Source organism: Clostridium rectalis (assembly GCF_900626095.1).
Classification (GTDB): domain Bacteria; phylum Bacillota; class Clostridia; order Clostridiales; family Clostridiaceae; genus Clostridium_AS; species Clostridium_AS rectalis.
Genome location: NZ_UYZZ01000006.1, coordinates 22,629 through 46,682, shown reverse-complemented (window position 1 = coordinate 46,682; position 24,054 = coordinate 22,629). Strand labels below are relative to the sequence as shown.

At 34.3% G+C, this 24,054-nt stretch carries 26 protein-coding genes, 2 tRNA genes and 1 other annotated feature; all 28 genes read right to left on the bottom strand.

Annotated elements, in window-relative coordinates:
- Positions 1–6 precede the first annotated feature (6 nt).
- The 28 genes from rpsC to rlmB all read right to left on the bottom strand — a co-directional run bounded on the left by rpsC (position 7) and on the right by rlmB (position 24,031).
- A complete protein-coding gene (rpsC, locus tag EJL03_RS10460; RefSeq protein WP_125153926.1) occupies positions 7–675 on the bottom strand; it encodes a 30S ribosomal protein S3 in 669 nt (222 codons plus the stop codon).
- Between the two features lie 17 nt (positions 676–692).
- A complete protein-coding gene (gene rplV, locus EJL03_RS10455; protein ID WP_125153925.1) occupies positions 693–1,028 on the bottom strand; it encodes a 50S ribosomal protein L22 in 336 nt (111 codons plus the stop codon).
- Between the two features lie 22 nt (positions 1,029–1,050).
- Positions 1,051–1,335 (bottom strand): 30S ribosomal protein S19, encoded by a 285-nt coding sequence (rpsS, locus tag EJL03_RS10450; protein WP_125153924.1) that lies wholly within the window; start codon positions 1,333–1,335, stop codon positions 1,051–1,053.
- A 68-nt stretch (positions 1,336–1,403) separates the two neighbouring features.
- The gene (gene rplB, locus EJL03_RS10445) at positions 1,404–2,234 is read right to left on the bottom strand and encodes a 50S ribosomal protein L2 (protein WP_125153923.1); all 831 of its coding nucleotides are present in this window, start codon (positions 2,232–2,234) and stop codon (positions 1,404–1,406) included.
- 72 nt (positions 2,235–2,306) lie between these two features.
- Entirely contained in the window at positions 2,307–2,603 is a 297-nt protein-coding gene (rplW, locus tag EJL03_RS10440; RefSeq protein WP_125153922.1) for a 50S ribosomal protein L23, read from the bottom strand.
- Positions 2,603–3,223 carry a 50S ribosomal protein L4 gene (gene rplD, locus EJL03_RS10435; RefSeq protein WP_125153921.1) on the bottom strand — a complete coding sequence of 207 codons (621 nt, stop codon included), beginning with the start codon at positions 3,221–3,223 and terminating at the stop codon, positions 2,603–2,605. Before rplD ends, rplW begins: the two co-directional genes overlap by 1 nt.
- Before the next feature lie 25 nt (positions 3,224–3,248).
- A complete protein-coding gene (gene rplC, locus EJL03_RS10430) occupies positions 3,249–3,878 on the bottom strand; it encodes a 50S ribosomal protein L3 (protein WP_125153920.1) in 630 nt (209 codons plus the stop codon).
- 76 nt (positions 3,879–3,954) lie between these two features.
- Positions 3,955–4,263 (bottom strand): 30S ribosomal protein S10, encoded by a 309-nt coding sequence (gene rpsJ / locus EJL03_RS10425; RefSeq protein WP_125153919.1) that lies wholly within the window; start codon positions 4,261–4,263, stop codon positions 3,955–3,957.
- Positions 4,264–4,624: 361 nt separating this feature from the next.
- The gene (tuf, locus tag EJL03_RS10420; protein WP_125153906.1) at positions 4,625–5,818 is read right to left on the bottom strand and encodes an elongation factor Tu; all 1,194 of its coding nucleotides are present in this window, start codon (positions 5,816–5,818) and stop codon (positions 4,625–4,627) included.
- 40 nt (positions 5,819–5,858) lie between these two features.
- Positions 5,859–7,922, bottom strand: a complete 2,064-nt coding sequence (fusA, locus tag EJL03_RS10415) for an elongation factor G (protein ID WP_125153918.1) — start codon at positions 7,920–7,922, stop codon at positions 5,859–5,861.
- A 101-nt stretch (positions 7,923–8,023) separates the two neighbouring features.
- The gene (rpsG, locus tag EJL03_RS10410) at positions 8,024–8,494 is read right to left on the bottom strand and encodes a 30S ribosomal protein S7 (RefSeq protein ID WP_125153917.1); all 471 of its coding nucleotides are present in this window, start codon (positions 8,492–8,494) and stop codon (positions 8,024–8,026) included.
- 151 nt (positions 8,495–8,645) lie between these two features.
- Positions 8,646–9,023, bottom strand: coding sequence for a 30S ribosomal protein S12 (rpsL, locus tag EJL03_RS10405; protein ID WP_125153916.1), 378 nt, complete (start codon positions 9,021–9,023; stop codon positions 8,646–8,648).
- A 53-nt stretch (positions 9,024–9,076) separates the two neighbouring features.
- The gene (locus tag EJL03_RS10400; RefSeq protein ID WP_125153915.1) at positions 9,077–9,319 is read right to left on the bottom strand and encodes a ribosomal L7Ae/L30e/S12e/Gadd45 family protein; all 243 of its coding nucleotides are present in this window, start codon (positions 9,317–9,319) and stop codon (positions 9,077–9,079) included.
- Positions 9,320–9,438: 119 nt separating this feature from the next.
- Positions 9,439–12,996, bottom strand: a complete 3,558-nt coding sequence (gene rpoC / locus EJL03_RS10395; RefSeq protein ID WP_125153914.1) for a DNA-directed RNA polymerase subunit beta' — start codon at positions 12,994–12,996, stop codon at positions 9,439–9,441.
- A gap of 20 nt (positions 12,997–13,016) precedes the next feature.
- Positions 13,017–16,739, bottom strand: a complete 3,723-nt coding sequence (gene rpoB, locus EJL03_RS10390; protein WP_125153913.1) for a DNA-directed RNA polymerase subunit beta — start codon at positions 16,737–16,739, stop codon at positions 13,017–13,019.
- Between the two features lie 271 nt (positions 16,740–17,010).
- A complete protein-coding gene (gene rplL / locus EJL03_RS10385; protein WP_125153912.1) occupies positions 17,011–17,376 on the bottom strand; it encodes a 50S ribosomal protein L7/L12 in 366 nt (121 codons plus the stop codon).
- A gap of 36 nt (positions 17,377–17,412) precedes the next feature.
- Positions 17,413–17,913 (bottom strand): 50S ribosomal protein L10, encoded by a 501-nt coding sequence (rplJ, locus tag EJL03_RS10380; protein WP_125153911.1) that lies wholly within the window; start codon positions 17,911–17,913, stop codon positions 17,413–17,415.
- A gap of 26 nt (positions 17,914–17,939) precedes the next feature.
- Positions 17,940–18,072, bottom strand: a sequence feature (ribosomal protein L10 leader region).
- 38 nt (positions 18,073–18,110) lie between these two features.
- Complete coding sequence (gene rplA, locus EJL03_RS10375; protein WP_125153910.1) at positions 18,111–18,800, bottom strand: 50S ribosomal protein L1; 690 nt, start codon at positions 18,798–18,800, stop codon at positions 18,111–18,113.
- Between the two features lie 57 nt (positions 18,801–18,857).
- Positions 18,858–19,283, bottom strand: coding sequence for a 50S ribosomal protein L11 (rplK, locus tag EJL03_RS10370; RefSeq protein ID WP_125153909.1), 426 nt, complete (start codon positions 19,281–19,283; stop codon positions 18,858–18,860).
- 73 nt (positions 19,284–19,356) lie between these two features.
- Complete coding sequence (gene nusG, locus EJL03_RS10365) at positions 19,357–19,878, bottom strand: transcription termination/antitermination protein NusG (protein ID WP_125153908.1); 522 nt, start codon at positions 19,876–19,878, stop codon at positions 19,357–19,359.
- A gap of 49 nt (positions 19,879–19,927) precedes the next feature.
- The gene (gene secE, locus EJL03_RS10360) at positions 19,928–20,158 is read right to left on the bottom strand and encodes a preprotein translocase subunit SecE (RefSeq protein ID WP_164509065.1); all 231 of its coding nucleotides are present in this window, start codon (positions 20,156–20,158) and stop codon (positions 19,928–19,930) included.
- A 45-nt stretch (positions 20,159–20,203) separates the two neighbouring features.
- On the bottom strand, positions 20,204–20,353 hold the full coding sequence (rpmG, locus tag EJL03_RS10355) for a 50S ribosomal protein L33 (protein ID WP_125153907.1): 150 nt from the start codon (positions 20,351–20,353) through the stop codon (positions 20,204–20,206).
- A 193-nt stretch (positions 20,354–20,546) separates the two neighbouring features.
- Positions 20,547–21,740 (bottom strand): elongation factor Tu, encoded by a 1,194-nt coding sequence (tuf, locus tag EJL03_RS10350; protein ID WP_125153906.1) that lies wholly within the window; start codon positions 21,738–21,740, stop codon positions 20,547–20,549.
- Positions 21,741–21,818: 78 nt separating this feature from the next.
- Positions 21,819–21,894: transfer RNA gene (locus tag EJL03_RS10345), tRNA-Thr, on the bottom strand.
- Between the two features lie 14 nt (positions 21,895–21,908).
- Positions 21,909–21,983 (bottom strand) — tRNA-Gly (locus EJL03_RS10340).
- A gap of 70 nt (positions 21,984–22,053) precedes the next feature.
- Positions 22,054–22,701: an RNA polymerase sporulation sigma factor SigH gene (gene sigH / locus EJL03_RS10335; RefSeq protein WP_423243345.1), complete on the bottom strand. Its 648-nt coding sequence runs from the start codon at positions 22,699–22,701 to the stop codon at positions 22,054–22,056.
- Positions 22,702–22,772: 71 nt separating this feature from the next.
- Positions 22,773–23,285 (bottom strand): NYN domain-containing protein, encoded by a 513-nt coding sequence (locus EJL03_RS10330; protein WP_125153905.1) that lies wholly within the window; start codon positions 23,283–23,285, stop codon positions 22,773–22,775.
- Positions 23,282–24,031: a 23S rRNA (guanosine(2251)-2'-O)-methyltransferase RlmB gene (gene rlmB / locus EJL03_RS10325; protein WP_125153904.1), complete on the bottom strand. Its 750-nt coding sequence runs from the start codon at positions 24,029–24,031 to the stop codon at positions 23,282–23,284. Before rlmB ends, EJL03_RS10330 begins: the two co-directional genes overlap by 4 nt.
- Positions 24,032–24,054: the final 23 nt, after the last annotated feature.

Sequence of the window (24,054 nt, the reverse complement as noted above, 5' to 3'; positions counted from 1 at the left end):
CCTTTCCTATGCATTAACTTCCTTCTTTAATTCTTTCTTAACAGGAAGAACTTCGCCTCTATAAAGCCATACCTTTACACCAATTTTTCCATATGTAGTATCTGCTTCAGCGAACCCATAATCAATATCAGCTCTTAATGTCTGTAAAGGAATTGTTCCTTCATGATACTGTTCTGTTCTAGCAATATCCGCTCCTCCAAGTCTTCCTGAACAAGATGTTTTAATACCTTTAATACCTGTTCTCATAGCTCTTTGGATTGTCTGTTTCATTGCTCTTCTAAATGAAATTCTTCTTTCAAGCTGTTGAGCGATGTTTTCAGCAACTAACTGAGCATTAGCTTCTGGTGTCTTTACTTCTACTATATTTATTAAAACATTTTTATCTTCTTTAACTAAAGTTTTGATTTCTTTTCTTAAAGCGTCAATTCCTTGACCACCTTTTCCAATTACCATACCTGGCTTAGCTGTATATATGTTTAATTTAACTCTCTTTGCTGCTCTTTCAATTTCTATTTTTGAAATTCCAGCTGAATAAGTTCTTTTTTTAACATATTCTCTTATAGTATTATCTTCTACTAAGTAATCAGCAAAATTTTTACTATCTGCATACCACTTAGCATCCCAATCTTTTATAACTCCAACTCTTAAGCCGTGTGGATGTACTTTCTGTCCCATCTATTTCCCTCCTTCTTTTAAGCTCTCTCTTTAACAACTAAAGTAACGTGGCTAGTTCTTTTATTTATTCTAAATGCTCTTCCCTGAGCATGTGGTTGAAATCTCTTTAATATTGGACCTCCGCAAGCATATGCTTCAGAAACATACAATCTATTTAAATCTAAATTAAAGTTATTTTCAGCATTAGCTACAGCTGATTTTAATACCTTATTAACCAAAACAGCTGCATCCCTTGGAGTATATTGTAAAATTGCAAAAGCTTCATTTACATTTTTATCTCTTATTAAATCAAGAACTACTGCTACTTTTCTTGGGGACATTCTTACATACTTAGCTATTGCTTTAGCTTCCATGAAATATTACCTCCTTCCCGCACTATCTCGCGCCACTTGACTTTTCTGACTTATCTATGTGGCCTTTGAATGTTCTTGTTAAAACAAATTCTCCTAACTTATGTCCAACCATATCTTCTGAAATATATACAGGAACATGTTTTCTTCCATCATGAACTGCTATAGTGTGACCTATCATCTGTGGAAAAATAGTTGAACTTCTTGACCATGTCTTTATTACTTTCTTTTCACCATTTTTATTCATTTCGTTTATTTTCTTTAAAAGTCCTTCATGAATAAAAGGTCCTTTTTTAATAGATCTACTCAAATTATTGGCCTCCCTTCATATAAACCTTATTAACAACTTTTGAAGAGAATATATATATTCTCTTCAAATTAGTTATTTCTTCTCTTAATAATGAATTTATCTGAGTACTTTTTAGTCTTTCTTGTCTTGTATCCAAGAGCTGGTTTACCCCATGGAGTAAGTGGACTTGGGTGTCCAATAGGTGATCTACCTTCACCACCACCGTGTGGATGGTCATTAGGGTTCATTACAGAACCTCTAACTGTAGGTCTGAATCCCATATGTCTCTTTCTACCAGCTTTACCTATACTGACAATCTCATTTGTTAAGTTTGAAACTGTTCCTATAGTTGCTCTACATTCTACTCTTACATATCTCATCTCACCACTTGGAAGTCTTACTATTGAATAGTCTCCTTCCTTTGCCATTAACTGAGCTGAGCTTCCAGCTGATCTTACAAGCTGAGCTCCTTTTCCTCTTGATAACTCTATATTGTGTATAAATGTACCAACAGGAATATTCTTTATTGGAAGACAGTTTCCTGTCTTTATATCAGAGTCTACACCTGACATAATTACATCTCCAACTTTTAAACCATCTGGTGCTATGATGTATCTCTTTTCACCATCTGTATAAACAACAAGAGCTATAAATGCAGTTCTATTTGGATCATATTCAACACTAGCAACCTTTGCTGGTATACCATCCTTATCTCTCTTGAAATCTATTATTCTATATTTTCTCTTTGCTCCGCCACCACGATGACGAACAGTTATCTTACCATTATTATTTCTACCACCAGTTCTTTTTAGCGCCACTAGAAGAGATTTTTCTGGTGAATCTGTTGTAATTTCAGTATATGTACAAACAGTCATATGTCTTCTAGCAGGGGTAGTAGGTCTAAAACCTTTAACTGCCATTTCAGTACCTCCTTATCTTGAGCTTCTCTGGCTCCAACGCCAATAACGCTTTATTCTATATCTATATAATTACTATTGCATTCCTTCAAAGAATTCTATAGCCTTGCTTCCTTCTGTTAGCTTAACTATAGCTTTTTTGTAGTCTGCTCTCTTACCAAAGTGAACTCCAACTCTCTTATTTTTTCCTAAGTAGTTAGCAGTTTTTACTTCAGCAACTTCAACTCCAAATACATCTTCTATTGCATATTTGATTTGGGATTTGTTTACATGCTTATCTACGATAAAGGTGTATTTCTTTTCTGCCATAGAAGCCATGCTTTTTTCTGTTATAATAGGTCTTCTTATAATATCATAATTTGTTAGCTTCATTATGCATACACCTCCTCAATCTTAGATACAGCATCCTTAGTTACGATAAATTTATCGTATTTTAATATATCGTAAACATTTAAGTTATTTACAGGAAGTACTGCTACTTCTCCTAAATTTCTTGCTGATTTATAAATATTTTCATTTGATTCAGCTGTAACAATTAATGTTTTCTTTGCATCAAATGCATTTAATATTTTAACCATTTCTTTTGTTTTTGGGCTTTCTAATTCAAGGTTTTCTAAAACAACCATCTGGTTATCCAAAACTTTTGATGTAAGTGCTGATTTCATAGCAACTCTTCTCATTGATTTTGGTATTGAAACCCTGTAATCTCTTGGCTTTGGTGCAAATACTACACCACCATGTATCCACTGTGGAGCTCTAATTGAACCTTGTCTTGCTCTACCAGTTCCTTTTTGTCTCCAAGGCTTTATTCCACCTCCAGAAACTTCAGATCTAGTCTTTGCTGACTGAGTTCCCTGTCTTTTATTAGCTAGCTGAGCAACAACAACTTGATGTAAAGCGTACTGATTTACTTCTATGCCAAATACACCCTCTGCTAACTGGATATCTCCAACTTTTTGACCTTCTTTATTAAATAATCCTACTGTAGGCATCCTGCATCCTCCTTTCTACAGATAATTAAGCTTTAACTGTATTTCTTATTACCACAAAACCTTTATTTGGTCCTGGTACTCCGCCTTTGATTAAGATTATGTTCTTTTCAGGCATTGTTTTTACAACCTGTAAGTTTAAAACAGTTGTATTCACATTACCCATATGTCCTGGCATTTTCTTGTTTTTAAATGTTCTTGATGGATCTGATGAAGCACCCATTGAACCAACTGCTCTATGGAATTTAGAACCATGAGTCATTGGACCTCTATGACCATTCCATCTCTTAATTGTACCCTGGAACCCCTTACCTTTTGAAACTCCTGATACATCAACTTTTTCTCCTGCCTGGAACACATCTGCTTTTATTTCCTGTCCAACTTGAAATTCATTTGAATTCTCAAATTTAAACTCTTTTATAACCTTCTTATTTTCAACACCTGCTTTTGCAAAATGTCCCTTTAAAGGTTTGTTAACTAATTTATCTTTTATTGTTCCATATCCAATTTGTACAGCATCATAACCATCTTTTTCAGTAGTTTTCTTTTGAATAACCACACATGGACCTGCTTCAATTACAGTAACAGGAACAACTTTATTATTTTCGTCAAATATTTGTGTCATACCAAGCTTTCTTCCAATTATAGCTTTTTTCACTACCTTACACCTCCTCAACATATTAGCGGATCACTTCGTGATCATAATAGTTCGTAATAGGTACTATCTATTACAATTATAATTTTATTTCAATATCTACACCAGCTGGTAAATCTAATCTCATTAAAGAATCAACAGTCTTTGGTGATGGACTTATTATGTCAATTAATCTCTTATGTGTTCTTATTTCGAACTGCTCTCTTGCATCTTTATATTTATGTGGAGCTCTTAGTATAGTTACTACATCTTTTTCTGTTGGTAGTGGAACTGGTCCTGCTACCTTTGCTCCTGATGCTTTTGCAGTTTCTACAATTTTTTCAGCTGACTGATCAAGTATCGTATGATCAAACGCCTTAAGTCTTATTCTTATTTTCTGTTTTGCCATTTTAATTTCCCTCCTTTTTTCCTGCACGCTTTACTTCATACGTACAACAGCGGATATATTCTGTAAACTGTTCCGGGTGTTGCATCTTATAAGTGACAAAAACACTCCACAGAATAACCGTCGCTTGGTTCAAGACCAAAACTAACTCAGCTAAGAATTACCCGGAAGCCCGGCAACCTCTTGCCTCATCGCTGTTATCACATTACAACTTCTATAGTATACAATATTTTTTTAAATTTGACAAGTAGTTTTTTTTAGTTATAAAAAGAAGAGTGATACTCACTCTTCTTTTTACATATCACACAACATTATACATAGTTATATTAAAAAAGATAATATAATACTTAAAACTATCTATTAATTATTCTTTTATTGTAGTAACAACTCCTGAACCTACTGTTCTTCCACCTTCTCTGATTGCAAATCTTAATCCTTCATCCATTGCAATTGAAGTGATTAATTCTACATCCATGTCAATGTGATCTCCAGGCATTACCATTTCTACTCCATCTGGTAATTTGATTGAACCTGTAACGTCTGTTGTTCTGAAGTAGAACTGTGGTCTGTATCCGTTAAAGAATGGTGTATGTCTTCCACCTTCTTCTTTCTTTAATACATATACTTGACCTACAAATTTCTTATGTGGATGTACTGATCCTATTGCTGCTAGTACTTGACCTCTTTCGATGTCATCTCTCTGTACTCCTCTTAATAATGCTCCGATATTATCTCCTGCCATTGCCTGGTCAAGAAGCTTTCTGAACATTTCTACTCCTGTGATTACAGTCTTCTTGTTTTCATCACTTAATCCAACTATTTCTACTTCGTCTCCTACTTTTAGGATACCTCTTTCCACTCTTCCTGTTGCAACTGTTCCTCTTCCTGTTATTGTGAAGATATCTTCTACTGGCATTAAGAATGGTTTATCAGTTGCTCTTTCTGGTGTTGGTATGTAGGTATCTACTTCTGCCATTAAGTCATCTATGCATTTTATTGATTCTGGATCTGTTGGGTTTTCTAATGCTTTTAATGCTGATCCTACTATTATTGGAGCATCATCTCCTGGAAATCCATATTCATTTAATAGCTCTCTTACTTCCATTTCTACTAATTCGATTAGTTCTGGATCATCTACCATATCTGCTTTATTTAAGAACACTACTATATGCTCAACTCCAACTCTTGATGCTAGTAATATATGTTCTCTTGTCTGTGGCATTGGACCATCTGCTGCACTTACTACTAAGATAGCTCCATCCATCTGCGCTGCTCCTGTGATCATGTTCTTTACGTAGTCAGCATGTCCTGGGCAGTCAACGTGTGCGTAGTGTCTGTTGTCTGTTTCATATTCTACGTGTGATGTGTTGATTGTGATTCCTCTTTCTTTTTCCTCTGGTGCTTTATCTATCTGGTCATATTTAAATGCTTCTGCAAATCCTTTGTTTGCTAATACTGTTGTGATTGCTGCTGTTAATGTTGTCTTACCATGGTCTACGTGTCCTATTGTTCCTATATTTACGTGTGGCTTACTTCTTTCAAACTTTTCTTTTGACATTTTTGTTTCCTCCTTTATTTATACATATTTATTTTGGAAATTACTTTTCTCCTATAACCTTTTCCTGTATGCTCTTAGGAACTTCGTCATAATGATCAAATTCCATTGAGTAGTTACCCCTACCTTGAGTTCTTGATCTCAATACAGTAGCATAACCAAACATTTCAGAAAGTGGTACAAATGCTTTTATAGTTTGAGCCCCTGAAGAAGCTTCCATTCCTTCTATTATACCTCTTCTTGAGTTTAAATCTCCCATAACATCTCCCATGTACTCTTCAGGTACAACTACTTCAACCTTCTCTACAGGCTCAAGTAATACTGGGTCTGCTTTTGCCATAGCATTTTTAAATGCCATAGATCCGGCAATCTTAAATGCCATTTCTGATGAGTCAACATCATGATATGATCCATCAAATAATTTTACCTTAAAGTTTATAACTGGATATCCTGCAATTATACCACTATCAGAAGCTTCTTTAATTCCATTATCAACTGCTGGTACATATTCTCTTGGAATAGCTCCTCCAACAATAGCGTTTTCAAATTCATATTCTCCTTCGCTTGGAATCATTTCTATCCAACAGTGACCATACTGTCCACGTCCACCTGACTGTCTTACAAACTTACCTTCAGCCTTAACAGCTTTTCTAATAGTTTCCTTATAAGCAACCTGTGGAGCGCCTACATTACATTCAACCTTAAACTCTCTTTGAAGTCTATCAACTATTATTTCAAGATGTAGTTCTCCCATACCTTCTATAATAGTCTGACCCGTTTCTTGGTTTGTAAATGTTCTAAATGTTGGATCCTCTTCTGCAAGTTTTGCTAAAGCAATACCCATTTTTTCCTGACCAGCTTTTGTCTTAGGTTCAATAGCTATAGAAATAACTGGTTCTGGAAATTCCATTTTTTCAAGAATTACTGGATCTTTTTCATCACAAAGTGTATCTCCAGTAGTAGTATCTTTCAAACCAACTACTGCACCTAAATCTCCAGCATATAATTCTTCAACTTCTTCCCTATGATTAGCATGCATTTTAACCAATCTTCCAATTCTTTCTCTTTTACCCTTTGAGGAATTGTATACATATGTACCATTCTTCAATATACCTGAGTAAACCCTTACGAAAGCTAATTTTCCAATAAATGGATCAGTTGCTATTTTAAAAGCTAAAGTTGACATTGCTTCGTCATCAGATGCTTTTCTTTCCATTTCTACTTCAGTTTCAGGGTGATGAGCTTTAATTGGTGGAATATCTAATGGTGATGGCATAAATTTAATTATAGCATCAATCATTGGCTGAACACCTTTGTTCTTATATGAGGAACCACATATAACAGGAACTATTTTATTAGCTATAACACCTTTTCTAAGTGCTACTTCTAATTCTTCTACTGTTATTTCTTCTCCTTCAAGATACTTCATCATTAAATCTTCATCTAATTCAACTACAGCTTCCATCATAGCAGCTCTGTATTCTTCTGTTAATTCTTTCATATCTTCTGGAATTTCTGCAGTATCCATAGTTCTTCCTAAATCATCTTCATATATAACAGCTTCATTTTTTATTAAATCCACGAACCCTTTAAATGAATCTTCTTTTCCTATTGGTAATTGTATTGGAACTGCATTAGCATGAAGTCTTTCTCTCATCATGTTAACAACTCTAAAGAAATCTGCTCCCATGATATCCATCTTATTTACATAAGCCATTCTTGGAACCTTATACTTATCCGCCTGTCTCCAAACAGTTTCAGTCTGTGGTTCAACTCCACCTTTTGCTGTTAAAACTGTTACAGCTCCATCTAGAACTCTTAGTGATCTTTCAACCTCTACTGTGAAGTCTACGTGTCCTGGTGTATCTATAATATTGATTACATGATCTTTCCACATACATGTTGTTGCTGCAGAAGTAATTGTTATACCTCTTTCCTGCTCCTGAACCATCCAGTCCATTGTAGCAGCTCCTTCGTGAACTTCTCCTATTTTGTGAGTCTTACCTGTATAAAATAAAATACGTTCTGTTGTAGTTGTTTTACCAGCATCAATATGTGCCATTATTCCTATATTACGTAACTTTTCTAATGGATATTCTCTTGCCACTTTTGTTTCCTCCTCTCGAACTATAAGTAATTTAATATTTATAAATCTGATTTATAAATTTGAGAAAACTGTTTTGGCTATAAGCCAAAACAGTTTTAATATTAATATCTGTAATGCGCAAAAGCTTTATTTGCTTCAGCCATCTTATGAGTATCTTCTCTTTTCTTAACAGCTGCACCAGTATTGTTTGATGCATCTACTAATTCTCCAGCAAGTCTTTCGCTCATGTACTTTTCGCCTCTTTTTCTTGCTGCATCAAGAAGCCATCTTAATCCTAATGTCTGTCTTCTTTCTGGTCTAACTTCTATTGGAACCTGGTATGTAGCACCACCGATTCTTCTAGCCTTTACTTCAAGTAATGGCATTATGTTGTTCATAGCCTCTTCAAAAGCTTCTATTGCTTCTTTACCAGTTTTCTGAGCAACTATTTCAAAAGCATCGTAGCATATTTTCTGAGCTACACCTTTTTTTCCATCTTCCATTATGTTGTTTATTAATTTTGTTACAACCTTACTATTGTACATTGGATCTGGTAATACATCTCTCTTTGCTATATGTCCTTTTCTTGGCACTTTTCTTCCCTCCTTAACATTTCATAATTTAAGTTCATCGGTACTCGGTTAAATTCTAACCGCAAAGTGCTTTGACTTCTGTAAATCTATAATAAAAAAGCATCTATATATAAATTTCGAAGACACAGCACCATCTTACTTAACTAATTTACTATTTTTGTTTTGGCTTTTTAGCACCGTATTTTGATCTTGACTGCATTCTGTTAGCTACTCCAGCTGAGTCTAAGGCACCTCTAACAATGTGATATCTAACACCTGGAAGGTCCTTTACTCTTCCACCTCTTATAAGAACAACGCTGTGCTCCTGTAAGTTGTGTCCAACACCTGGAATGTACGCAGATACTTCATAACCATTTGTAAGTCTAACTCTAGCAATTTTTCTTAACGCTGAGTTAGGCTTCTTTGGTGTACTAGTTTTAACTACAGTACAAACGCCTCTTTTCTGAGGACATTCTTTTAATGCTGGTGCTGTTGACTGAGATTTAATTGTCTTTCTACCTTTTCTTACCAATTGGCTTATTGTTGGCATACTTACACCTCCTCAATGAATTTAAAATCTATAAAATAAATTTAGTTGTAAGCTTATTCATTTATCAAAACAGCTATCGCTGCTCCAACATCGATGCCACAAAGCTTTCCTAACTCCTTCATGGTACCTATGTATACTATATCAAAGGAGTTCTCTTGGGCAGCTTCTTCCACCTGCTTATGTATTTTGTCATCAGAATCTTTGGCTACATACACAGTCTTAGCCTTACCACTTTTAATAGCTTTAAAAGACTGTTTGAAACCGACAACTTTTTTCCCTACAAGTCTGTCGATCATCCTTGATCCCCCCCTATAATATGATGTTTCTGAGACAAAGCATAGTGCGCTTTGTCTCATTGTACAAACACACAGAAGTATTTTATCACCTTAAATCTATCCTGTCAATAAATTTAAAATTAAGCATGAACTTCATTTGCTAATTCTGTGCCCTCACTGTCAACATTATCTATTTTAACTTCATCTTCTGTATTAATTTTTATAGACCTATATCTTGTCATTCCAGTACCTGCGGGAATTAATTTACCAATTATAACATTTTCTTTTAATCCTAATAATGGATCAACTTTTCCTTTAATTGCCGCATCAGTTAACACTCTAGTTGTTTCCTGGAATGATGCTGCAGATAAAAATGATTCTGTAGCCAATGCTGCTTTTGTAATACCAAGTAAGGCTATTCTTCCTTTAGCTGTTTCTCCACCTAAAGCTTCTACTCTATTATTTTCTTCTTCAAAGTCGAAAATATCTATCATAGTACCTGGTAATAGTTCAGTATCTCCAGAATCCTCTATCTTAACTTTTCTTGTCATCTGTCTGATTACTACCTCTAGATGTTTATCATTTATATCAACACCCTGCAACCTATAAACTTTTTGAACTTCAGATAAAAGATAGTTTTTAACTCCTTTAACACCTTTTATTCTTATTATGTCGTGAGGGTTAATTGACCCTTCTGTTATTTCATCTCCAGCTTCTATTACATCTCCATTTGAAACTTTAAGTCTTGAACCAAATGGTATATCATAACTTACTTCTTCTCCTGAATCACTTGTAACATTAACAATTCTCTTCTTTTTAGTTTCTTCTAATCTAGTTGTACCTGATATTTCAGAAACTATAGCTAATCCTTTAGGTTTTCTTGCCTCAAACAATTCCTCAACTCTTGGAAGACCTTGAGTTATATCTGATCCAGCAACACCACCTGTATGGAATGTTCTCATTGTAAGCTGTGTTCCAGGCTCTCCTATACTCTGAGCTGCTACAATTCCTACAGATTCTCCTATATTGATTTTTTCAGCTGTAGCCATGTTCATTCCATAACACTTTGAGCATACACCATGTTTAGATCTGCATGTAAACACTGACCTTATTTTAATCTTCTTTATCCCAGACTCTTCAATAGTTTCAGCTAATTTTGGATCTATATATTCATTCTTAGCAACTAATAATTCACCAGTTAAAGGACTTATTATATCTTCAGCTGGATATCTTCCGCTAAGTCTTTCTGCTAAGCTTTCTATTATTTCATTACCTTCTCTTATTTCGGATACTTCAAATCCTTCAGTAGTTCCACAATCTTCTTCTCTTACTATAACATCCTGGCTTACATCAACAAGTCTTCTTGTTAAATACCCTGAGTCAGCTGTTTTCAAGGCTGTATCTGCATTACCTTTTCTAGCTCCATGTGTAGAAATAAAGTATTCTAAAACATCAAGCCCCTCTCTGAAGGATGCTCTTATAGGCATTTCTATAATTCTACCTGATGGATTTGCCATAAGTCCTCTCATACCAGCTAACTGTTTAATCTGACTTTTAGAACCTCTGGCTCCAGAATCAGCCATCATAAATATTGGATTAAAATTATCCAAGTTATCCATTAAAGCATCTGCAATATCATCTGTAGTTTTAGTCCATTTTTCTATTACTCTTTCATATCTCTCATCTTCTGATATAAAGCCTCTTCTATACATCTTTTCAATCTTATTAACAGCCTCATCAGCTTCTGCTAATAATGTTTGTTTAGCTTCTGGTACTACCATATCCGAAGTTGAAACTGTTATAGCTCCTATACTCGAATAATGATATCCCTTTGCCTTTATTTTATCTAACATAATTGAAGTTTTTGTTGGGCCATGCTTCATATAGCATTTATTAATTATTTTTCCTAAAGATGATTTATTTACAAGAAAATCTACTTCTAACTTGAACTCATTCTCTGGTCTACTTCTATCAACAAATCCTAAATCCTGAGGAATGGACTCATTAAACATTAATTTACCAGGAGTAGTTTCTATTATTCCAAATATTATCTCGCCATCTTTTTCCTTTTCTAATTTAACCTTTATTTTAGCATGAATGTTTATATCGCCTATTTGATAAGCCATTATAGCCTCATCTGGTGATGAAAAGACTCTTCCTTCTCCTTCTACACCATTTTTGTCTATTGTTAAATAGTATGAACCCAATACCATATCCTGAGTCGGTACTACTACTGGTTTACCATCTGAAGGTTTTAATATATTATGTGCTGCAAGCATTAAAAATCTTGCTTCCGCTTGGGCTTCAACTGATAATGGAACGTGGACTGCCATCTGGTCACCATCAAAGTCTGCATTATACGCAGTACAAGCTAATGGATGAAGCTTTATGGCCCTTCCTTCCACTAATACAGGTTGGAAAGCCTGAATTCCTAATCTATGTAGAGTAGGAGCACGGTTTAATAATACAGGATGATCTGAAATTACTTCCTCTAATACATCCCATACTTGTGGCTGAACTCTTTCAACCATTCTCTTCGCACTTTTAATGTTATGTGCTAAACCACCTTCTACTAATTTCTTCATTACAAATGGTTTAAATAACTCTAGTGCCATTTCCTTAGGTAAACCACATTGATACATTTTAAGTTCAGGACCAACAACTATAACTGAACGTCCAGAGTAGTCTACACGCTTTCCAAGTAAGTTTTGTCTAAATCTTCCTTGCTTACCTTTTAACATATCTGATAACGATTTTAAAGGTCTATTTCCTGGTCCTGTTACGGGTCTTCCTCTTCTACCATTATCAATAAGTGCGTCTACAGCTTCCTGAAGCATTCTCTTTTCATTTCTAACTATAATGTCTGGTGCACCTAAGTCTAATAATTTTTTTAATCTATTATTTCTATTTATAACTCTTCTGTATAAATCATTTAAGTCAGATGTTGCAAATCTTCCACCATCTAGTTGAACCATAGGTCTTAAATCTGGTGGGATTACTGGGATTACATCTATAATCATCCAGTCAGGTCTGTTTCCTGACTTTCTAAATGATTCTACAACCTCAAGTCTTCTTATTATTCTTACCTTCTTCTGACCGGTACTGGTCTTTAATCCTTCTTTTAACTCTTTGGATAATTGTTCTAAATCGATTCCCCTTAAAAGTTCTTTTATTGATTCAGCACCCATACCAGCGGAGAAACTCTCTTCACCATATTTATCAACAGCTTCTCTATATTCTTTTTCGTTTAATAACTGTTTTTTTAATAAAGGAGTTTCTTTAGGATCAAGTACTATATATGAAGCAAAATATAATACTTTTTCTAAAGATCTAGGAGACATATCTAGTATAAGCCCCATACGGGATGGTATTCCTTTAAAATACCATATATGAGATACAGGGGCTGCAAGTTCAATATGCCCCATTCTCTCACGTCTTACCTTTGATTTAGTGACTTCTACTCCACACCTATCACAAACTATTCCCTTATATCTTACTCTCTTATATTTTCCACAATGACATTCCCAATCCTTTGTTGGTCCAAATATTCTTTCACAGAATAATCCATCTCTTTCTGGTTTTAACGTTCTGTAATTTATAGTTTCAGGCTTTTTAACTTCTCCTCTTGACCACTCTCTAATCTGCTCAGGTGAAGCTAAACCTATTTGTAAAGCATCAAAATTATTTAACTCAAACAAGGGTACATCCTCCCTTCAAATTAGTGTTCGTCATTAAAATCATCAAGTTCTAATTCACTTTTAAATTCATCTAATGGCAAATCATCATAATCTAGTTCTTCATCTACATTTTCTTCTTTGTCTTCCTCATCAACATAGCTATCAGAACTATCAGCGCTATCAGATGAAGTAGGTGGAACGTAATCTTCTGTTCCTTCTATATTAACATCTAAATCCTCTAATTCATCCTCAACAGACTCTTTAAGTCTTATCTCTTGATTGTCATCATTTAAAACTTTTACGTCTAAACAAAGCGCCTGTAATTCTTTAATTAATACCTTAAACGACTCTGGAACTCCAGGTTCTGGTATGTTTTCTCCTTTTACTATAGCTTCATAAGTTTTAACTCTACCAACTACATCGTCAGATTTTACTGTAAGTATTTCTTGTAATGTATGAGCCGCACCATAAGCTTCTAGTGCCCAAACTTCCATTTCTCCGAATCTCTGACCACCAAATTGTGCCTTACCGCCTAATGGCTGTTGAGTTACTAATGAATATGGTCCTGTAGATCTTGCATGAATCTTATCATCAACTAAGTGAGCAAGCTTTAATATATACATATATCCTACAGTTACTCTATTATCAAAAGGTTGACCTGTTCTTCCATCATATAGTACAGTTTTACCATCTTCAGAATATCCTGCCTGTTTTAAACATTCAACTATTTCTGGTTCAGTTGCACCATCAAATACAGGGGTAGCTATATGCCAACCTAATTTAGACGCAGCTAATCCTAAGTGAACTTCTAACACCTGACCTATATTCATACGTGAAGGAACTCCTAGTGGATTTAAACATATTTGAAGAGGTCTTCCATCTGGTAAGAATGGCATATCCTCTTCTGGTAACACTCTAGAAATAACACCTTTATTACCATGTCTACCTGCCATTTTATCTCCAACGGATATTTTTCTCTTCTGAGCTATATAACATCTTACTAGCTTGTTAACTCCTGGTGGAAGTTCATCACCGTTTTCTCTTGTAAATATTTTAACATCAACAATTATTCCTGCTTCTCCATGAGGAACCCTTAGTGATGTATCTCTAACTTCTCTGGCCTTTTCCCCGAAAATAGCTCTTAATAATCTTTCTTCAGCAGTAAGTTCAGTTTCTCCCTTTGGTGTTACTTTACCAACTAGTATATCTCCTGATCTTACCTCTGCACCTATTCTAATTATTCCTCTTTCATCTATATCTTTAAGAGCATCTTCACCAACATTTGGTATATCTCTTGTTATTTCTTCTGGGCCAAGCTTAGTATCTCTTGCTTCAGCTTCATACTCTTCTATGTGGATGGATGTAAATACATCTTCTCTTACAAGTTCTTCTGATATAAGCATAGCATCCTCATAGTTATATCCTTCCCAAGTTATAAATCCTATTCTTATATTTTTACCTAAAGCTATTTCTCCTAAATCAGTTGAAGGTCCATCTGCAAGAACTGTGCCCTTATCAACTTTATCACCCTTACTAACAATAGGTCTTTGATTTATACATGTACCTTGGTTGGATCTTTTAAATTTAAGAAGTCTGTATGTATCCAAGCCTCCATCAGAATCTCTTTTTACCTTAACCTCATTGGCGCTTACATATACTACTGTTCCTGGATTCTTCGCCTTAGGGAGAACCCCTGAATCTACAGCCGCTTTAAACTCTATACCAGTTCCTACAATTGGTGCCTGAGCTTTTAATAATGGCACCGCTTGACGTTGCATGTTTGATCCCATAAGAGCACGGCTGGCATCATCATTTTCAAGGAATGGTATCATGGCAGTAGCTACAGAAACTATCTGTCTTGGAGATACATCCATAAAATCAACTTCTGACTTTGGAACTACTAATACATCTTCCTTATCCCTTACTATTATTTTATCGTCCACAAAATAACCATTCTCATCAAGTGGTTCATTAGCCTGAGCTACTAAATACTGATCCTCTTCATCAGCAGTCATATATATAATATTACTAGTAACCCTTCCTTCTTTTTTGTCAATCTTTCTATAAGGTGCCTCTATAAAACCATATTCATTAACTCTTGCATAAGTAGCAAGCGAATTTATAAGCCCTATATTGGGTCCTTCAGGTGTTTCTATAGGACACATTCTTCCATAATGAGAATAATGAACGTCTCTAACTTCAAATCCAGCTCTTTCTCTTGAAAGTCCACCTGGTCCTAACGCGGATAATCTTCTCTTATGTGTTAATTCTGATAACGGATTTGTCTGATCCATGAACTGTGAAAGCTGTGAACTTCCAAAGAATTCTTTTATAGAAGCCGCAACTGGCCTTATATTTATTAAAGCCTGAGGAGTAATAGAATCCTGATCTTGAATAGTCATTCTTTCTTTTACTACTCTTTCCATTCTTGAAAGACCAATTCTAAACTGGTTCTGTAGAAGTTCTCCTACAGATCTTAATCTTCTATTTCCTAAATGATCTATGTCATCAATATACCCTATTGCATATGGTAACCCTAATTCATAACTTATTGTTGCATAGATATCATCTCTAATAATATGTTTAGGTATTAACCTATGAATATTCTTTTTTATTTGATCTTTAATACTATCTTCATCACTATAGTTATCAAGAATTTCTCTTAACACTGGGTAATGAACAAGCTCTTTAATATTTAATTCCTCTATATTAAAATCTAAAAATTTATGTATATCTACAAAATGGTTGCCTATTACTCTGACTACTTTATCTTCTACCTCTATATCAACTGCATTAATTCCAGAGTTCTGTATCTCAATAGCCTTTTCTCTCTCTATTTTTTCGCCCTTTTCAACTAATATTTCCCCAGTTTCTGGGTTTATTACGTCCTCATGTGCAATTTGATTTGCTATTCTTAAATTTAGTGCCAATTTTTTATTGAACTTATATCTTCCAACTCTAGAAAGATCATATCTCTTTGCATCAAAAAATAAAGATTCAATAAGTGCAATAGCACTATCAACAGTAGGTGGTTCACCTGGTCTTAATCTTTTATATATTTCTAGTAAAGCTTCTTCTTTTGTTTTTGTATTATCTTTTTCAATTGTTGCCTTCAATCTTTCATCTTCACTAAATAAATCTAATATTTCTGCGTCTGTACCATATCCTAATGCTCTTATAAGAATAGAAATAGGCAATTTTCTAGTCTTGTCTATTCTTACATATATAATATCATTTGAATCCGTTTCATACTCAAGCCAAGCTCCTCTGTTAGGTATAACAGTGGATGAAAATAATTGTTTACCTGTTTTATCTAAGGCCATATTATAATATACACCTGGAGATCTAACAAGCTGGCTTACAATTACTCTTTCAGCTCCATTTATAATGAAAGTTCCCTGCTCTGTCATAAGCGGAAAATCTCCCATGAACACTTCCTGTTCTTTAACTTCTCCTGTTTCCTTATTTATAAGTCTAACGCTTACCTTTAAAGGTGCTGCATAAGTTGAATCTCTTTCCTTGCACTCTTCAACTAAATATTTGATATTATCCATGTCTAACTTATAACCTATAAATTCTAGATTTAAGTTACCAGTATAATCTTGTATTGGATTAATATCATCGAAAACTTCCTGCAAACCTTCCTTTAAAAACCACTGATAAGAATCTAATTGTACTTCAATTAAATTAGGCATATCACCGACTTCTTTAAGTTTAGAAAAGCTCATTCTAGTTCTTTTACCAACCTGGACAGGATGTACCATTAACTTTCACCCCTTGCATAAACTAAAAATAACCAAAAACACTCCCTGGTGTCTCTGGATTAACATATTGCATCATATTAGTATATCCACTTTTGTATAATAAATTCACCTTTATGAAATAAAATTTATTATACTATATTATGTTTATATAATCAATGCAATTTACTATATTACCATAACAACTTACTCTTGTCAATAATGATTATGTACATAATAGCTTTTATTTAAAAAAGAGGCACTTAAAAAAGTACCTCTTCTTATGTCATTAAAACTATTTTAATTCTACAGTTGCTCCAACTTCTGCTAATTTAGCTTTCATAGCTTCAGCTTCTTCTTTAGCAACTCCTTCTTTTAATGTCTTAGGAGCTCCATCAACTATTCCTTTAGCTTCTTTAAGTCCTAATCCAGTGATTTCTCTAACAGCCTTTATAACTTTTATCTTCTCTGATCCAGCACTTGCTAGTACCACATCAAATTCACTCTTTTCTTCTACAGCTCCTGCTGCTCCTGCTGCTCCTGCTGCAGCAACTGGTGCTGCTGCACTTACACCAAATTCTTCTTCACATGCTTCTACTAATTCATTTAATTCTAAAACGCTCATTTCTTTTATAGCTTGAATTATATCTTCTCTAGTCATTATTAAGCACCTCCAAATTTTTTCTTCCTAATAATATTAAACTTCTTCTGATTCTTTCTTTTCTTTTATAGCATTCAATAAGTATGCAAGATTTGACAATGGAGCTTTGAAGCTTCCAAGTAATTTTGCAATAAGTACATCTTTTGGTGGTATTGCAGCAAGCTGCTTTGTCTTTTCTGCATCAAATAATTCACCTTGAACTATTCCACCTTTTAATTCTAGTTTCTTATGATTTTTTGCAAAATCATTAAGAACTCTAGCTGGTGCAGTTGGATCATCGTATCCAAAAGCTATTGAAATAGGTCCTGTTAAGAATTCTTCTAATCCAACATATCCTAATTCTTTAGCTGCTAGAATACTTAAAGTATTTTTATATACCTTATATTCTACTCCTGCTTCTCTAAGTTTTGTTCTTAATTCAGTATCCTCTTCAACTGTTAATCCCTGATACTGAGCTAATATAATACCTTGAGCTTTTTCCATTTTTTCTTTTATTTCAGCTACTTTTGCTTCTTTTATCTGTCTATTGTTATTCACTGTGTGTCCACCTCCTCACAGTTTTACTGTATATAATTAAAGGTTTCTCCGTAGACGTGGAGAAACCAAATATATCTCGTTATATATTGGAACCCTCGGTAGGTTGGTTGCCCGTTACGCTTACGCACCTACTGTCTACGGTATATTTACTTATTCAACCTTTAAAATAATATCAAACTTTTTTAATTATGTCAATACTATTCTAATACTTTTGTTGGGTTAACTTTTATTCCAGGTCCCATTGTGCTTGAAACAGATACTGACTTAATATACTGTCCTTTAGCAGCTGCTGGTTTAGCCTTTACTATCGCTTCCATTAAAGTGTGAAAGTTATCAGCTAATTTTTCACAGCCAAATGATTTTTTACCCATTGGAACATGGATTATAGAAGTTTTATCAACTCTGTATTCAACTTTACCAGCTTTAATATCTGATAAAGCTTTAGCTACATCAAATGTAACAGTGCCTGATTTTGGATTTGGCATCAAACCCTTAGGTCCTAACACTCTACCTAGTCTACCTACTAATCCCATCATATCAGGGGTAGCAACAACTACATCAAAATCAAACCAATTTTCTTTTTGAATTTTTTCCATGTATTCTTCAGCACCAACGTAATCTGCTCCTGCTTCTTCTGCCTCTTTAGCCTTTTCGCCTTTTGCGAATACTAAAACTTTAACTGTTTTACCAGTTCCATGAGGAAGTACAATTGCTCCTCTTACCTGCTGATCTGCATGTCTTGGATCTACTCCAAGTCTAACAGCTAATTCTATAGTTTCATCAAATTTAGCTTTAGAAGTCTTTACAACAAGATCCATTGTTTCTGATGGTGTATATAAAGCGTTCTTATCAACTAATTTTGAACTTTCAATATAATTCTTTCCCATACTGTTCCTCCTTTGTGGTTTTAGCGGTTTTTACCTCCCACCATTTTAAACATGTAACTATTCTTCTACAGTTACGCCCATGCTTCTTGCTGTACCAGCCACCATTCTCATAGCAGCTTCAATTGATGCAGCATTTAAGTCTGGCATCTTAGTTTCAGCTATTTGCTTCAACTGATCTTTAGTTAATTTAGCAACTTTTGTTTTGTTTGGAACACCAGAACCACTTTCTATTCCAGCTGCCTTCTTTATAAGAACTGCTGCTGGTGGAGTCTTTAGTATAAAACTGAAAGATCTGTCCTGATAAACTGTAATTACAACTGGTATTATTAATCCAGCCTGATTAGCAGTCTTAGCATTAAATTCTTTACAGAATGCCATAATATTTACACCATGCTGACCTAATGCAGGTCCTACTGGTGGTGCTGGAGTTGCTTTTCCTGCAGGAAGTTGAAGTTTTATCATTCCTGTAACTTTTTTAGCCATAAATTACACCTCCTATAATGTGGTAATACGGATTAGAATCCTCCCACTTATTTAAGACTTTTTTGTCTTTTGCTTAGTCTAGCTTTTCTATCTGATTAAAATCAAGTTCAACAGGTGTTTCCCTGCCAAACATGTTAACTAGCACTTTAATCTTTTGTCTTTCAACGTTAATCTCTTGTATAACCGCTGGGAAATTTTCTAATGGACCTGAAACAACTTTTACACTTTCACCTATTTCAATATCCATATCTATTGGTTTATCAACTATACCCATAGACATAACTTCCTCATCAGTTAATGGAACTGGTTTTGATCCTGGACCAACAAATCCAGTAACTCCCCTAGTATTTCTTACTACATACCATGAGTCGTCAGTCATAACCATCTTTACAAGAACATAACCTGGAAATATTTTTTTAAGTGTTACTTTCTTTTTCCCATCTTTTACTTCAACCTGTTCTTCCATGGGAACCTGAACATCACATATCCAGTCATGAAGGTTTCTATTTTCTATAGTCTTTTCAAGATTTGCCTTCACCTTATTTTCATAACCAGAATACGTATGAACAACATACCATCTAGTTCTCTCTGCCATATTCTAAGGGACGGGAATCCTATCTCGACCCCCTACCTCCTTTAACATTTTATTTTAATAACATTGTAGATATTTTGTTAAATCCAAAGTCTATTATCCCTATAGCCACCATATACACTAAACAAAATGTAAACACAGTAGCTATTGCCTTTTTAACATCCGTCTTAGAGGCCCAAGTAATTCTTTTAATCTCACTTTTTATACCTTTGAAGAATTGGATAACTCCTCTTTTTTCTGGAGCTACCTTATTATTTTTTTTCATTTTTGGTTCTGCACTCATTTTTTTCACATCCCCGGAATATAATAATGCCTCTATGTATTAAACCTATTTTGTTTCTTTGTGAATAGTATGCTTACGGCAGAATTTACAATATTTTCTCATTTCTAATCTATCTGGATCATTTTTCTTGTTTTTCATTGAATCGTAATTTCTTTGCTTACATTCAGTACAAGCTAATGTAACTTTTACTCTCATTGTTTACACCTCCTGGTACTTATCCTGGTATTTATATAAAACGCAGGGAGATACTCTATTTTAATTTAAGCATTACTTAAATAATTTAACATAATTCATTTTATATGTCAATGTTTTATATTTCTATGTTTTTATATTTTTAAAATCCTTAAAAGGACTAGGTCTAGAAACCCAGTCCTAATTTAAGATATTATTATTCTTTTATTGTAGTAACAACTCCTGAACCTACTGTTCTTCCACCTTCTCTGATTGCAAATCTTAATCCTTCATCCATTGCAATTGAAGTGATTAATTCTACATCCATGTCAATGTGATCTCCAGGCATTACCATTTCTACTCCATCTGGTAATTTGATTGAACCTGTAACGTCTGTTGTTCTGAAGTAGAACTGTGGTCTGTATCCGTTAAAGAATGGTGTATGTCTTCCACCTTCTTCTTTCTTTAATACATATACTTGACCTACAAATTTCTTATGTGGATGTACTGATCCTATTGCTGCTAGTACTTGACCTCTTTCGATGTCATCTCTCTGTACTCCTCTTAATAATGCTCCGATATTATCTCCTGCCATTGCCTGGTCAAGAAGCTTTCTGAACATTTCTACTCCTGTGATTACAGTCTTCTTGTTTTCATCACTTAATCCAACTATTTCTACTTCGTCTCCTACTTTTAGGATACCTCTTTCCACTCTTCCTGTTGCAACTGTTCCTCTTCCTGTTATTGTGAAGATATCTTCTACTGGCATTAAGAATGGTTTATCAGTTGCTCTTTCTGGTGTTGGTATGTAGGTATCTACTTCTGCCATTAAGTCATCTATGCATTTTATTGATTCTGGATCTGTTGGGTTTTCTAATGCTTTTAATGCTGATCCTACTATTATTGGAGCATCATCTCCTGGAAATCCATATTCATTTAATAGCTCTCTTACTTCCATTTCTACTAATTCGATTAGTTCTGGATCATCTACCATATCTGCTTTATTTAAGAACACTACTATATGCTCAACTCCAACTCTTGATGCTAGTAATATATGTTCTCTTGTCTGTGGCATTGGACCATCTGCTGCACTTACTACTAAGATAGCTCCATCCATCTGCGCTGCTCCTGTGATCATGTTCTTTACGTAGTCAGCATGTCCTGGGCAGTCAACGTGTGCGTAGTGTCTGTTGTCTGTTTCATATTCTACGTGTGATGTGTTGATTGTGATTCCTCTTTCTTTTTCCTCTGGTGCTTTATCTATCTGGTCATATTTAAATGCTTCTGCAAATCCTTTGTTTGCTAATACTGTTGTGATTGCTGCTGTTAATGTTGTCTTACCATGGTCTACGTGTCCTATTGTTCCTATATTTACGTGTGGCTTACTTCTTTCAAACTTTTCTTTTGACATTTTTGTTTCCTCCTTTATTTATACATATTACGTAAGTAAACTTACCCTGGTGTGTTGTAATTATTATATATATAATTTTGGAGCCCATAACCGGGATCGAACCGGTGACCTCCACCTTACCAAGGTGACGCTCTGCCTACTGAGCTATATGGGCAATTTTTCATATACTGGAGCGGGAAACGGGGATCGAACCCGCGGCAACTAGCTTGGGAAGCTAGTGTTCTACCACTGAACTACTCCCGCCCATAAAATTGAATCAGTGTATACCGATTACTAATTTTAATACAATAGTACCTTTTTGTCAATATTTAATTCATTTTATATTCAAACATTTTTCAAGCTTTCTTTTTACTCTCTGAAGAGCATTATCTATCGATTTAGCATGCCTATCTAAATCACAAGCAATTTCTTGATAAGACTTTCCATCTATGTACGACATAAGTACTTCCATTTCTAAATTAGATAGTACCTCTCCTATTTCATTTTGTATATGTCCCATTTCCTCTCTACTAATTATTAGTTCTTCTGGATCAGCCACTTTAGCCTCTGACAAAACATCCATCAATGTTCTATCAGATTCTTCATCATATATAGGTTTATTTAGTGAAACATAAGTATTTAAAGGTATATGTTTTTGCCTTGTAGCAGTTTTTATAGCTGTTATTATTTGTCTAGTTACACACAATTCAGCAAAGGCCTTAAATGAAGATAATTTGTCAGCTTTAAAATCTCTTATGGCTTTATATAAACCAATCATTCCCTCTTGATATATATCCTCTTTATCTGCCCCTATTAAAAAATAGGATTTCGCCTTTGATTTAACAAAATTTTCATACTTACTTATCAAATATTCCTGTGCCCTAACATTTCCTTTTTTAGCCTCTATCACCACTTCTTCATCTAACATGTTTTTAAAGGAAACTTCTTGCGTTATTTCTTGCTGATTAACCCCTTTTCCCACAATATTCCCCCCTAAATATCTATGCTACAAGTTAAATTATACTCTACAATCATTTTCATAGTCAAGGTATTTCAGTTACTTTTGCGAATTTTTTCAAGTTTTTCCAAAATTTCACCTGTTATTCTATCCTCAATTGTATTTCTCTTTTTCACTTCATTTTTTTCTATTTTTGTATTTATTCTTTGATTTGTGGAAATTACCTCATAATAAAATTCCAGAGAGGACATTCTTATGGCCCCTCTTTGAAAAACTAATTGTTGTTCCAATGCGTCAGAAGTAACAACGCATATTTCCATTTTCCTTCCAGAATTATTCACTTTTCTTTCAATAAAACTATCCGCTGTTTCTCCTTCCTTTGTAAAAATAACAACTAAACTATCACCATATCTTTCCCTTTTCTCCATACTTTTAGGCACCATATGAGCATCAAATACAAGAAAAATTTTATATCCCTTATAAGAGGCATAATTTTGTAAAACCTCTATAAGTTTTTGTCTTGAAGATTCCAAACTATAATTCTTAATTTCACTCAATTCAGGCCAACTATTTACAACGTTATAGCCATCAATGAATATGTGTCTCACTTTTTACCTCTACATATCCTTTGTTTTAATATTTCATACATAAGTATTCCACCTGCAACAGATGCATTTAAAGATGTTATCTGCCCTATCATAGGTATTTTAACAATTACATCACATTTTTCCTTGGTAAGTTTTGATATTCCTCTTCCTTCACTACCTATTACTAATACAATAGGACCTGTAAGATCGGATTCATAACAATAACTATCTGTGCACATATCTGCACCATATACCCACAATCCTCTTTTTTTCAAATCATCTATTGCAGAATTTATATTTGAAACTTTAGCAATTTTCATATACTCAATAGCACCCGCAGAAGATTTGTATACTGTTGGAGTTACTCCCACATTTCTTCTTTTAGGAATTACTATACCATGTACTCCACATATTTCTGCAGTTCGTATAATAGCTCCAAAATTATGAGGATCCTCTAACTCATCTAAAATTACGATAAAAGGGTCTTCATTTTTCCCCTTAGCATATTTAAGTATATCTTCCACTTCAACATAATTGTAGGGAGTTACATATGCTATAACACCTTGATGATTCCCACTTTCTGATAGTTGATCTAATTTTTTTCTATCAACTTCTTTTACTACAATACCCTTTTCCCTTGCCAATGCAAAAATCACATTTATTGAGCCCTTAACGTCACCTTTAGCTACTAATACTTGTTCTATAGTTCTATCTGAACGAAGTGCTTCCGTCACTGCATTTCTACCTTCTATAATATTTTCCTTCATGTTAAAACCTCGTTTATTATTTT

Coding starts and splice junctions, on each gene's coding strand:
- secE (WP_164509065.1), bottom strand. CDS start 20,158: ATGAGTGCAGAACCAAAAATGAAAAAAAATAATAAGGTAGCTCCAGAA.
- rpmG (WP_125153907.1), bottom strand. CDS start 20,353: ATGAGAGTAAAAGTTACATTAGCTTGTACTGAATGTAAGCAAAGAAAT.
- rplK (WP_125153909.1), bottom strand. CDS start 19,283: ATGGCTAAAAAAGTTACAGGAATGATAAAACTTCAACTTCCTGCAGGA.
- rpsC (WP_125153926.1), bottom strand. CDS start 675: ATGGGACAGAAAGTACATCCACACGGCTTAAGAGTTGGAGTTATAAAA.
- rpsL (WP_125153916.1), bottom strand. CDS start 9,023: ATGCCAACAATAAGCCAATTGGTAAGAAAAGGTAGAAAGACAATTAAA.
- rplA (WP_125153910.1), bottom strand. CDS start 18,800: ATGGGAAAGAATTATATTGAAAGTTCAAAATTAGTTGATAAGAACGCT.
- EJL03_RS10400 (WP_125153915.1), bottom strand. CDS start 9,319: ATGATCGACAGACTTGTAGGGAAAAAAGTTGTCGGTTTCAAACAGTCT.
- rlmB (WP_125153904.1), bottom strand. CDS start 24,031: ATGAAGGAAAATATTATAGAAGGTAGAAATGCAGTGACGGAAGCACTT.
- rplV (WP_125153925.1), bottom strand. CDS start 1,028: ATGGAAGCTAAAGCAATAGCTAAGTATGTAAGAATGTCCCCAAGAAAA.
- nusG (WP_125153908.1), bottom strand. CDS start 19,878: ATGGCAGAGAGAACTAGATGGTATGTTGTTCATACGTATTCTGGTTAT.
- rpoB (WP_125153913.1), bottom strand. CDS start 16,739: ATGGTACATCCTGTCCAGGTTGGTAAAAGAACTAGAATGAGCTTTTCT.
- rplL (WP_125153912.1), bottom strand. CDS start 17,376: ATGACTAGAGAAGATATAATTCAAGCTATAAAAGAAATGAGCGTTTTA.
- tuf (WP_125153906.1), bottom strand. CDS start 5,818: ATGTCAAAAGAAAAGTTTGAAAGAAGTAAGCCACACGTAAATATAGGA.
- rplD (WP_125153921.1), bottom strand. CDS start 3,223: ATGCCTACAGTAGGATTATTTAATAAAGAAGGTCAAAAAGTTGGAGAT.
- rplW (WP_125153922.1), bottom strand. CDS start 2,603: ATGAAGCTAACAAATTATGATATTATAAGAAGACCTATTATAACAGAA.
- rpsJ (WP_125153919.1), bottom strand. CDS start 4,263: ATGGCAAAACAGAAAATAAGAATAAGACTTAAGGCGTTTGATCATACG.
- tuf (WP_125153906.1), bottom strand. CDS start 21,740: ATGTCAAAAGAAAAGTTTGAAAGAAGTAAGCCACACGTAAATATAGGA.
- rplB (WP_125153923.1), bottom strand. CDS start 2,234: ATGGCAGTTAAAGGTTTTAGACCTACTACCCCTGCTAGAAGACATATG.